General features: G+C 62.9%; 8 protein-coding genes. All 8 read left to right on the top strand.

Annotation, left to right across the window (positions count from 1 at the left end; translation table 11 throughout):
- Nucleotides 1-212: 212 nt before the first annotated feature.
- The 8 genes from AWB72_RS16560 (at nt 213) to AWB72_RS16525 (ending at nt 11,299) form a co-directional block, all read left to right on the top strand.
- Nucleotides 213-1,214: a GlxA family transcriptional regulator gene (locus tag AWB72_RS16560; protein ID WP_087128388.1), complete on the top strand. Its 1,002-nt coding sequence runs from the start codon at nt 213-215 to the stop codon at nt 1,212-1,214.
- A 226-nt stretch (nt 1,215-1,440) separates the two neighbouring features.
- Nucleotides 1,441-2,937, top strand: a complete 1,497-nt coding sequence (locus tag AWB72_RS16555; RefSeq protein ID WP_087128306.1) for a mannose-1-phosphate guanylyltransferase/mannose-6-phosphate isomerase — start codon at nt 1,441-1,443, stop codon at nt 2,935-2,937.
- Between the two features lie 120 nt (nt 2,938-3,057).
- Entirely contained in the window at nt 3,058-4,437 is a 1,380-nt protein-coding gene (locus AWB72_RS16550) for an undecaprenyl-phosphate glucose phosphotransferase (protein ID WP_040050787.1), read from the top strand.
- Between the two features lie 50 nt (nt 4,438-4,487).
- A complete protein-coding gene (locus tag AWB72_RS16545) occupies nt 4,488-5,642 on the top strand; it encodes a polysaccharide biosynthesis/export family protein (protein WP_040050883.1) in 1,155 nt (384 codons plus the stop codon).
- A gap of 84 nt (nt 5,643-5,726) precedes the next feature.
- Nucleotides 5,727-7,955, top strand: coding sequence for a polysaccharide biosynthesis tyrosine autokinase (locus AWB72_RS16540; protein ID WP_040050786.1), 2,229 nt, complete (start codon nt 5,727-5,729; stop codon nt 7,953-7,955).
- Nucleotides 7,956-8,039: 84 nt separating this feature from the next.
- On the top strand, nt 8,040-9,158 hold the full coding sequence (gmd, locus tag AWB72_RS16535; protein ID WP_040050785.1) for a GDP-mannose 4,6-dehydratase: 1,119 nt from the start codon (nt 8,040-8,042) through the stop codon (nt 9,156-9,158).
- 6 nt (nt 9,159-9,164) lie between these two features.
- A complete protein-coding gene (locus tag AWB72_RS16530; RefSeq protein ID WP_040050784.1) occupies nt 9,165-10,121 on the top strand; it encodes a GDP-L-fucose synthase family protein in 957 nt (318 codons plus the stop codon).
- Between the two features lie 35 nt (nt 10,122-10,156).
- Nucleotides 10,157-11,299, top strand: coding sequence for a glycosyltransferase family 4 protein (locus AWB72_RS16525; RefSeq protein WP_040050783.1), 1,143 nt, complete (start codon nt 10,157-10,159; stop codon nt 11,297-11,299).
- Nucleotides 11,300-11,391: the final 92 nt, after the last annotated feature.

Genomic DNA, 11,391 nt, shown 5'->3' with positions numbered 1-11,391 from the left:
CCTCATATCAGAACAGATTTTGTGGTTTAAGCGCGAAAATACGGCCCACGGAAATCTTTGTCTGCTTATTATTCACACCAGCGGAGCCGATTCCGCCAACCTCTCGTTCCCATCGGTCACGGCAACCCGGCGCAGTTCGGGATACGCCTTGATGCAACGCAATGGCCGAGTAACTCTTCCGCACCCTGGAAACAAAGCTGCAGAGGATGACCATGCCTTACGCCACTCTCGAACCCGCAGTGATGGGTTGGATGCCTCCCTCGACGAGACCGTCGCAGGCCGAGGTGAAACGCATTGCGATTTTGCTGTTCGACGGATTCTCGCTACTGGGCGCGGGAATCGTCGCTGAAGTCTTTCACATGGCAAATGAACTGTCGTCGGTGAAGGCCAAGGCGGACTGCACGTACGACGTGCGCTTTCTGTCCGTCGAAGGCGGCAACGTCGCCTGCTCGTCGTCGGTCCGCGTATGGACGGACGGCCTCGACGCGCGTCACTACGGCGGCTTCGACGCGCTCTTCGTGGCCGGCGGCCGCGGCGCGGAAGAAGCCGCGAAGGACGAACGCATCGTCGAATGGCTGCGCCGCGTGAACGCGAAGACCACGGTGATGAAGTCCATCTCCGAAGGCCGCAAGGTGCTCGAAGCCGCGGGCATCGGTCACGCACACGATGCGCAGGCGCGCTACGGCAACGCGATGATCCAGCTCGTGCGCGAGGATCAGCAGGGCGACGCTGGCGACCGCTACGAGTCGATGAAGGGCGCGCTCATGCTCGTCAAGCGCGACCTGGGCCTCGACGTATCGCGCAGCGTGGCCGAGCGGCTCATGCCCGGCTCCGCCGCGAAGCTCGTGTCGATCCTGGGCGACAGCGGCGCGGCATCGGCGGGCGACAAGATTCGCGCGGCGGCGCGGTGGCTCCAGGACAACTGCGAGCGGCCGATTTCCGTCGTGGATGCGGCGCAGGTGGCCGCGATGAGCGAGCGCAACTTCCTGCGCCGCTTCAAGATCGAGATGGGCATCACGCCATCCGATTATCTGCTGCAGGCACGCCTTGCCGTGACGTGCGCGCTGCTCACCGACTCCGAGTTGCCGGTGGACAAGATCGCGCGCCGCAGCGGCATGGGCAATGGCGACCGGCTCGCCAAGATTTTCCGCAAGCGCCTTCTGATTTCGCCGACCGAATACCGGATGCAAAGCCGGCGTGAGGCAAACGGCTGAAAGCCGGACGCGTCAGAAGGGCCAGGAGACAGCAAGGCCTTAGCACCATGCGTCCCTCTGTGTGGGGTAGCGGACAGGGGTGGCGTTTAGCGTCGAACATTTGGCCGGACCATCTTGGTCCGGGGCCCAATCATTCTCGGGCGGCACGGATTGCACGTGAACCGCGCACGAACATGCAGGCAGGAGTCCTACGATGAGCAATGAGACACGCACGGAAGGCGGAGTGATGGTAAGCAGCAGCGATGCACAGACGAGTTTGGCCACGACGGCCACGCCTTGCCGCCGGCTGGTTTCCGTCATTCTGGCCGGCGGCTCGGGCACGCGCCTGTGGCCGATGTCCCGTGAGCAGTTCCCGAAGCAGTTGATCGGCGTGGTCGGCCGCGACTCGCTTCTTCAGGCGACCGTATCGCGCATGAAAGGCTTCACCGGCGACTTCGATGTCGCGGGCGAGCCGATCATCGTCTGCGGCGAAGAACATCGCTTCACGACCGAAGAACAGACGCGCGAAAGCGGCGTCACCGCGAAGATCATCGTCGAGCCGGCACGCCGCGACACGGCGCCCGCGCTGACGCTCGCCGCGCTCGCCGCATGCAAGGACGGCCGCGACGCGATCATGGTCGCGATGCCCGCCGATCATTCGATCGCGGACATCCCGGCGCTGCATCGCGCGATCGCGATCGCCGCCGAACACGCGGAACGCGGCGCCATCGCGACGCTCGGCATTCCGCCGACGCGCCCCGACACCGGCTTCGGCTATATCCGCCTGGGCGGCGCGCTGAACGACGGCGCGCACCAGATCGACCGCTTCGTCGAGAAGCCCGCCGCCGAACTCGCCGCGCAATACGTCGCAGCGGGCACGTACTGGTGGAACAGCGGCATCTTCGTCGTGCGCGCAAGTGTGTGGCTCGCCGCGCTGCAGAAGCTCAATCCCGACATGCACGCAGCCTGCTGCGCGGCGCTCGGCGAAGGCAAGGACGACGGCAAGTTCTTCCGTCCGAATGCAGCCCAGTTCGGCAGCGCGCCGTCCGATTCGATCGACTACGCGGTGATGGAGCACATCGGCACGCCGAACGCGCCGTGCGAAGGCGTTGTCGTTCCGCTCGTCGCGGGCTGGTCGGATCTCGGCTCGTGGGACGCCGTGTGGGACGCGATGGACAAGGACGACTCGGGCAACGTCGCGAGCGGCCGCGTGGTGTTCGAAGGCGCGACCTCGAGCTATGCGCGCTCCGAAGGCGGACGCCTCGTCGCATGCGTGGGCACGACCAACATCATCGTCGTCGAAACGGACGATGCGGTGCTCGTCGCGGACCGTTCGCGCGTGCAGGACATCAAGGGCCTCGTCGCGCGCATCCGCGAGCAGCATGCGCCCGAAGCGGACACGCATCGCAAGGTGCGCCGTCCGTGGGGCTTCTATGACTCGATCGAGCATGGCGAACGCTTCCAGGTGAAGCGCATCGTGGTGGCGCCGGGCGCGCAGCTGTCGCTGCAGATGCATCACCATCGCGCGGAGCACTGGATCGTCGTGTGCGGCACGGCGCTCGTCACGCGCGGCGAAGAACAGTTCCTTCTTTCGGAGAACGAATCGACGTTCATTCCGCTGGGCGTCCGCCATCGTCTCGAGAATCCGGGCAAGGTACCGCTCGAAATGATCGAGGTGCAGTCGGGCAGTTATCTCGGCGAGGACGACATCGTTCGTTTCGACGACACGTATGGCCGCAGCTGATCGCATCGGCTAGCGGATGAGGGACGGGGCCTCGCAAACGGCGTGCAGCACACAAGACCGGATGCGAGGGAGGAGACATAACGGTAGCTGGGCGGGATCGATTTCGTTCGGGGAGAAAAGATGCGCGATTTACAAGGATTGCTCGCGCGCCTGTTCGACGTCGCCATGATCGTGGGCGGCGCGGCGGTGGCGTCGCAGATCAGGTTCGAGGACATAACGGCGCCCGCCTATTCGGTGGTGTTCGTCGCTTTTGCGGCAGCGTTCTCGCTTGCCCTGTTTCCGGGCTTCGGCGTCTATCAATCATGGCGCGGCCGTAGCAAGGTCATGCTGGCCTGCCAGGTGTCGCTTGGCTGGCTCGTGGTGCAAGGCTGTGCGCTTGCACTGATGTTTTCGCTGCACAGGATCGACTACGTGTCGCGCCTGTGGTTCGCCTACTGGACCGCAATGTCCGGCGGACTCATGATCGGCGGCAGGCTGCTCACGCATGTCGTGCTCGCACGCATGCGCAATGCAGGGATGAACCTGCATCAGGTCGCGATCGTCGGATGCGGCAAGCATTGCAATTCCATCGTCAGGAAGCTGGAACGCGCGAAGAATTCGGGCTTCCGTGCGAGCGCCGCGTTCAACGTGTCGCCCGAATCGGGCCGGCTCAACACGCGCGTGCCCGTGTTCGAAGATCACGATGCCTTCGTGAACTACGTTCGCACGCACAACGTGCATGAAGTGTGGCTCGCGTTGCCGCTGTCGGAGGAACGCACCATTCATCGCTTCGTGAACGAGTTCCGCGACGAGCTCGTGAACGTGCGCTTCATGCCCGACGTGCGCAGCCTCGCGCTTTTCGAAGCCGGCACGACGGACCTGATCGGCGAAACCGCGATCAACCTCGTTGCATCGCCGATCTCGCAAAGCGCGCTGCTGCAAAAGGAAATCTTCGACCGCGTGTTCGCGCTCGCCGCGATCATCGCCGTATCGCCGCTGCTCTTGGGCATCGCCATCGCGATCAAGCTGACGTCGCGTGGTCCGGTGTTCTTCAGGCAGCGCCGCAAGGGCGCGGATGGACGCGTCTTCCGTATCTACAAGTTCCGTTCCATGCGCCTGCATACGGAACAGGCCGGGGTGGTTCGCCAGGCCACGCGCAACGACCCGCGCGTGACCCGTGTCGGAGCCTTCCTGCGCCGTACCAGCCTCGATGAGCTGCCGCAGTTCTTCAACGTTCTGCTCGGCGACATGTCGGTCGTGGGCCCGCGTCCCCACGCACTGGAGCATGACGACCTTTATCAGAAGGTCGTGTCGGGGTACATCCATCGTTACCGGATCAAGCCGGGCATCACCGGCTGGGCCCAGGTCAACGGCTTTCGCGGAGAAACCGATCTCATCGAAAAAATGGAAGGACGCGTCGCTCACGATTTGTACTACCTGGGTAATTGGTCGTTCGGCCTCGATATGAAAATCATCGCCGCGACGATCTTCAAGGGACTACGCCACACCAACGCTTATTGATGCAGGGGACGACCATCATGCACAACCAACAACAACCGGGCACCACATCCATGGCCGCCAATACCAACGTGTCGGGCGTCTTCCGGCTCTCGAGCCTGGCGGCTGCTGCTTCGCTCTGTGTGATCTTCGCGGGCTGCGCGCTCGCGCCGGGCATGCACATGGAAAAGCCCGCCGCGCTCGCCGAAACGTCGAACGACCAGGGCGATACGGCCACGGCCGTGAACATTCCGATCACGCCGATCGACCTCTCGCTCGTGCGCAAGCTGAAGGCCGCGCAGCCTTCGCAGTCCGTCGATCCGAACGCGGGCCTCTATGGCAAGCCGAAGGCCTACGTGCTCGGACCGGGCGACGTGCTGCAGATCACGGTCTGGGATCACCCCGAACTCGTGGCTGCGCTCGGCCAGCCGGCAACGCAGACGCGTACCTCCGATGCCGCGCCCGGCTTCGTCGTCGATGCGGACGGCAATCTGCAGTTCCCGTATGTCAACCGCGCGCTGCATGTCGCGGGCAAGACGGAATCGCAGGTTCAGCGCGAGCTGTACTCGGAGCTGTCGAAGGTCTTCGTGAAGCCGCAACTGACGGTGCGCGTCGCATCGTTCCGTGCATCGCAGGTCTATATCGACGGCGAAGTGCGCACGCCCGGCTCGCAGCAGATCAACGACATTCCGATGACGCTCACCGAAGCCATCGGCCGTGCGGGCGGTTTCGCACCGACGGCGGATCAAAGCCGTGTCACGCTTATCCGTGACGGCGTGACCTATCACATCAACATGGCAGGCATGACGGCGAAGGGTCGTAGTCCTTCGGACATCATGCTCAAGCCGGGCGATGCACTGCGCATCGATTCGCGCGAAGACAACGGCGTGTACGTGATGGGTGAAGTGACGAAGCCTGCAACGGTGATCCCGATGCGCAACGGCAAGCTGACGCTCTCGGATGCGATCTCGCAGGCCGGCAGCTTCAACGCCGAGACGTCGGATCCGAAGGAGCTGTACGTGATTCGCAACGGCCAGACGGACAACCCCGAGGTCTACAAACTCGATGCGCGTTCGCCTGTGTCCATGCTGCTCGCGAACAGCTTCGAGCTGCAGCCGAAGGACGTCGTCTACGTGGACAACAACGGTCTGGTTCGCTTCAGCCGCGTGCTGAACCTGTTGTTGCCGGCCATCAACGCGGGTCTGACGGCGGCGGTGATCACCAAGTAAGACTTCGTTTCTGGCTTCAAGCGGCGCGCGCGGGGCGCGCCGTAGTTCCTGTGCGACTTTTCAAAGAAATAAGCGAGCGAGACCATGGCCATAAACTTTGATGCACGCTACTCGGACGTCTCGACCGGCGACGAGTTGCGATTGTCCGACTATCTGGCGGCCGTTTTCGGCAACTGGAAGCTGGTAACGGTCGTAATGCTCGCGGTGGTCGCATTGGGGACCGCGTACGCATTCATCGCGCCGCCGACCTACCGGGCCGACGCGCTGATTCAGACCGAAGAAACCAACGCGAACAACAACGCGAACGCGAACGTCAACGCGGTGCAAGCCGTGTCGCAGATGTTCGATGCGAAATCGACCACGGCTGCGCAGATCGAATTGCTGCGCTCGCGCCTCGTCGTCGACGACACGGTGCGCCGCCTTCATCTCGACATCAGCGCGGTGCCGCATACCGTGCCGGTGATCGGCGGCGCCATCGCAAGCGCGGTCTCGATGCTCAACATGCAGATGCCGGCGGGTTACCTGTCGCAGTTCGCATGGGGCAACGAGCAGATCGACGTGCCGCTCTTCGACACGCCGAAGGAACTGTACGAGAAGAAGTTCACCGTCGTCGCGGGCGAGAACGGCTCATACGTGTTGAACGATCCGGACGGCGTCGCCATCCTCACGGGCAAGGTCGGCCAGGAAGCATCGGGCATGACGGCCTATGGTCCGGTGAAGCTCAAGATCGAGAAGCTCGTCGGCGCGCCGGGCGTGCACTTCGACGTGCAGCGCTTCTCGACGCTCACGACCATCGACAACCTGCAGCAGCGTCTGACCGTTGCAGAAACCGCGCTGCAGTCGGGCATCATCAGCGTGAGTCTCGAAGGGCGCAACCCGAAGGAGACCGCGCAGATCGTCAACAACATCGCGAACCGCTTCGTGCAGCAAGATGCGGATAAGCGTTCGGCGGAAGCGGAGCACACGCTCGCGTTCCTCGACCAGCAACTGCCGGTTCTGAAGAAGCAGCTCGACGATGCGGAGCAGCGCTACAACACGTTCCGTAATCGCCAGGGCACGGTGGACTTGAGCGAGGAAAGCCGCCTGCTGCTGCAGCAGATCGTCGATAACAAGACCAAGCTCTCGGACCTGCAACAGCAGCGCGCGGAACTGTCGCAACGCTTCACGCCGAATCATCCTTCGGTGCAGGCGCTCGACGCGCAGATCGGTGCCTTGTCCGGTGCGCAAACGCGTCTTGGCAAGAGCGTGTCGACGCTGCCCGATACCGAGCAGACCGCGCTGCGCTATCTGCGTGACGTCCGCGTGAATACGGAGCTGTACACGAACCTGCTGAACAGCGCGCAGCAACTGCGCATTGCGAAGGCGGGGCAGATCGGCAACGTGCGCGTCGTGGACTACGCACAGGCCGCCGACGATCCCGTGCGTCCGAAGCGTCTCATCGTCATCCTGATCTCGGCTGGCGTGGGCCTCGTGCTCGGCATCCTGTTCGCGTTCGTCCGCAAGTCGCTGTACGGCGGCGTGGAGCGTCCGGAAGAGATCGAGAAGCAACTCGGCGTGCGTGTGTTCGCCATCGTGCCGCGCAGCACGGAGCAACTGCGTCTGCAACGCAAGGTCGGCATGCGCCGCGAAGGGCTGCACGTGCTCGCCGCACAGGCGCCGGAAGATGCAGCGGTGGAAGGCATTCGCGGTCTTCGCACGTCGCTGCAACTGCAGATGGCCGATGCGCACAACAACGTGGTGATGCTCACGGGTTCGCGTCCCGAAGCCGGCAAGTCGTTCCTGTCGGCGAATCTCGCGACGCTGGTTGCATCGACGAGAAAGCGCGTTCTCCTGATCGACGGCGACATGCGCCGCGGCGATATCCACTCGCACTTCGGCGTGCGTCATTCGCCGGGTCTGTCGGATGTGCTGATGGGCGCCGATGTCACAAGCGCGATCCTGCATGACGTGCTGCCGGGCGTGGACCTCATCACGAAGGGCTCGCTGCCTTCGCATCCGTCGGAACTGCTCGCAAGCGATCGTCTGGGCGAAGTGCTCGAGCAACTGAAGCAGCTTTATGACCTCGTGATCGTCGATACGCCGCCGGTACTCGCTGTGACCGACGCGACGGTGATCGGGAAGCATGCCGGCACGAGCCTGCTCGTCGTGCGGCATGGCAAGAATCAGGTGCAGGAAATCGGCGAGACGATGAAGCGCCTGCATCACGGCGGCGTGAACATGAAGGGTGTTCTGCTGACCGATGTGCCCCAGTCGAAGATCCTGATGGGCAGCACATACGCAGGCTATTACGGCTACGAAAGCATCGCCGAATAAAAACAAGCAAGGCCGCAAGAAAAATAAGCGGCGCGTGGTCACGCGCCGCAATTCAGACCGCAGAACGAGAACGAGAGGTTATGCATGGACCGCAAAGTTGCTTTGATCACGGGCATCACGGGGCAGGATGGCTCTTATCTGGCCGAACTGTTGCTCAACAAGGGTTACGAGGTACACGGCATCAAGCGCCGTAGTTCACTGTTCAATACCGACCGCATCGACCATCTTTATCGCGATCCGCACGATCCGGACCAGCGACTCTTTTTGCACCACGGCGACCTGACCGATTCCACGAGCCTCGTGCGAATCATCCAGCGCGTGATGCCCGACGAGATCTACAACCTGGCTGCACAAAGCCATGTGGCGGTCTCGTTCGAAGAACCCGAATACACGGCCAATGCCGACGGCCTCGGTGCATTGCGCATCCTCGAAGCCATCCGCATTCTCGGCCTCGAAAAGAAGACGCGCTTTTATCAGGCATCGACCTCGGAACTGTACGGCCTCGTGCAGGAGATTCCGCAGCGCGAAACCACGCCGTTCTATCCGCGCAGCCCGTATGCGGTGGCGAAGCTCTATGCCTACTGGATCACGGTGAACTATCGCGAAGCGTATGGCATGTACGCGTGCAACGGCATTCTGTTCAATCACGAATCGCCGGTGCGCGGCGAGACGTTCGTCACGCGCAAGATCACGCGTGCGATCGCGCGTATCGCAGCGGGACTGCAGGACGACCTCTTCCTCGGCAATCTCTCCGCGATGCGCGACTGGGGCCATGCGCGCGATTACGTCGAGATGCAGTGGATGATGCTGCAGCAGGAGCAGCCGGAAGACTTCGTCATTGCAACGGGCGTGCAATACAGCGTGCGCGAGTTTGTGCAGCAGGCCGCGGCCGAGCTCGGCGTGCATGTGCGCTTCGAAGGCGAGGGCGTGAACGAGATCGGTATCGTCGATCGCGTGGAAGGCCGCGAAACGAAGCTGCGTCCGGGACAGGTGATCGTGCGCGTCGATCCGCGCTACTTCCGCCCGACCGAAGTCGAAACGCTGCTCGGCGATCCGACCAAGGCGCACGAAAAGCTCGGCTGGCGTCCGGCCACGTCCTTCCAGTCGCTCGTGAAGGAAATGGTGCGCGCGGACTATCAGATCGCACGACGCGACGCGCTCGTCACGCTCGCCGGCTTCAAGGCTCTCGAACATCACGAGTAAGACGCCATGGACAAGCAAGCACGAATCTTCGTGGCGGGGCATCGGGGCATGGTGGGATCGGCCCTGGTGCGGCGTCTGAAAGCGGCCGGCTATGAGAACATCGTGACGCGCACGAAGGCGCATCTCGACCTCACCGATCAGGGCGGCGTGAATCTCTTCTTTGAAGAGAATCAGATCGACGTGGTGTTTCTCGCGGCGGCGCGCGTGGGCGGCATCCTCGCGAATTCGACGATGCCCGCCTCGTTCATCTACGAGAACCTCGCGATCGAAACGAACGTGATCCATGCGGCGTGCCGCTGGAACGTGTCGAAGCTCGTGTTCTTCGGGTCGTCGTGCATCTATCCGAAGGCGTGCCCGCAGCCGATCAAGGAGGAGTATCTCCTGCAATCGGAACTGGAGCCGACCAACGAAGCGTATGCCATTGCGAAGATCGCGGGCCTCAAGATGTGCGAGGCGTACAACCGTCAATACGGCACGCACTTCGTTTCGCTCATGCCGACGAATCTCTACGGCCCGAACGACAACTACGATCTGAAGAGCAGCCACGTGTTGCCCGCGCTGATGCGCAAGGCGCACGAAGCGAAGCTGCGTGGCGATGCGACGCTGCCCGTCTGGGGCACCGGCTCGCCGCGCCGCGAGTTTCTGCATGTGGACGATCTCGCCGATGCCGCCGCGTTCCTCATGGAAAGCGACGTGAACGAAGGCGTGTTCAACGTCGGCGTCGGCGATGACCTGACCATTCGCGAGCTGGCGCAGACGGTCTGCCGCGTCGTGGGCTTCGAAGGCGAACTCGTGTTCGATGCGAGCAAGCCCGATGGCACGCCGCGCAAGCTGCTCGATGTATCGAAACTGGAAAGCATGGGGTGGAAGGCGTCGATCGCGCTCGAGGAAGGCATACGCGCGACGTACGGGGACTTCCTTGAACGCTATGCTTCGATGCCGCGGACACTGGTGACTGCCTGAGTCGCGCCGCATCCTTTCGCGGGGATAAAAGAATAATGTCAGCTTCAGTGACCATCTTTCATAACGTGGTGTGGTCGCGGCACAAAGGGGAAGTGTTGTCCGCGCTGCACAACATCTCGGGGTCCGGTCCCATCCAGTACTCGATGGTGCAGATCGCGGATACGGAGCACGATCGCATCGGCTTTTCGGATGTCGATTACTCGTTTCATCGCTACCCGATGAAGAAGCTCTACAGCGGATGCTATGAAGACGTGCCCACATGGCGCATGACCCTGCGCCTCGTCTGGGAAGTGCTGAAGGCCAAGTCCGATCTCGTGGTTTTGCCGGGTTATCACCGTCCCGAGTATTGGGCGATGATGGCCGCATGCATCGTGACGGGCAAGCGCCGCGCCGTGTTCTGCGACTCGACCGCGCGCGACAATCCACGCCGCATGCTGACGTCCATTCCGAAGCGCGTGTTCTTTTCGCTATGCGATGGGTACTTCGCCTTCGGCACGCGCAGCCGCGAGTATCTGATGTCGCTCGGTGCGAAGCAGGAAAACATCTTCATTCCGTGCCAGGCCGCGGCATTGCCGCGCTCGTTCTCGCCGGAGAAGGTCGTGCCGGACAGGCTTGCGCATCGGCAGGGCAACAAGCCGGTGTTTCTGTTCGTCGGGCGCTTGTCGGCGGAGAAGGGTATCGATACGCTCGTCGATGCGTTCAAGCTGTTGAAGCGGAGCGTGCCGGAAGCGGAGTTACGCATCGTCGGGACGGGGCCGCTCGGCGATGAGCTGAAGAAGCAGGTCGCGGATGCGGGCCTGCAAGACGCGGTGCATTTTCTCGGCAGCCTGCAGGACGCGCCGCTCTCGCGGGAGTATTTCGGCGCGACGTGCATGGTGTTGCCGAGCAAGCGCGAACCGTGGGGGCTCGTGACGAACGAAGCGTTGAATCATGGCTGTCCGGTCATCGTGAGCGAGAGTTGCGGTTGCGTGCCGGAACTCGTGGTGGAAGGCGTATCGGGGTACGCGTTCCCGGCGGGCGATGTCGGCAGCCTGCATCGAACCATGCTCAAGTCGATCGAAGCGTTCGCCGATACGGCGGGCGTCGCGAGGCGCTGCACCGATGTCATTCAGCGCTTCGATCCGCCGTCGGCTGCAGCGAGCATTGCGCGGGGCTGTGCGCTGCTGCTGACGAACTGATGACTCGATGAGTCGGTATGCACGGACGAAGGAGGACGGCACACACGCGGGGATCGAGGGCTGGCGCTTTGCCGGGCGACGAGGACACGCCC

It is taken from the genome of Caballeronia concitans, from assembly GCF_001544615.1.
Lineage (GTDB): Bacteria > Pseudomonadota > Gammaproteobacteria > Burkholderiales > Burkholderiaceae > Caballeronia > Caballeronia concitans.
This window is presented reverse-complemented; position numbering and strand designations above follow the sequence as displayed.

Coding starts and splice junctions, on each gene's coding strand:
- AWB72_RS16530 (WP_040050784.1), top strand. CDS start 9,165: ATGGACAAGCAAGCACGAATCTTCGTGGCGGGGCATCGGGGCATGGTG.
- AWB72_RS16525 (WP_040050783.1), top strand. CDS start 10,157: ATGTCAGCTTCAGTGACCATCTTTCATAACGTGGTGTGGTCGCGGCAC.
- AWB72_RS16555 (WP_087128306.1), top strand. CDS start 1,441: ATGGTAAGCAGCAGCGATGCACAGACGAGTTTGGCCACGACGGCCACG.
- AWB72_RS16550 (WP_040050787.1), top strand. CDS start 3,058: ATGCGCGATTTACAAGGATTGCTCGCGCGCCTGTTCGACGTCGCCATG.
- AWB72_RS16545 (WP_040050883.1), top strand. CDS start 4,488: ATGGCCGCCAATACCAACGTGTCGGGCGTCTTCCGGCTCTCGAGCCTG.
- gmd (WP_040050785.1), top strand. CDS start 8,040: ATGGACCGCAAAGTTGCTTTGATCACGGGCATCACGGGGCAGGATGGC.
- AWB72_RS16540 (WP_040050786.1), top strand. CDS start 5,727: ATGGCCATAAACTTTGATGCACGCTACTCGGACGTCTCGACCGGCGAC.
- AWB72_RS16560 (WP_087128388.1), top strand. CDS start 213: ATGCCTTACGCCACTCTCGAACCCGCAGTGATGGGTTGGATGCCTCCC.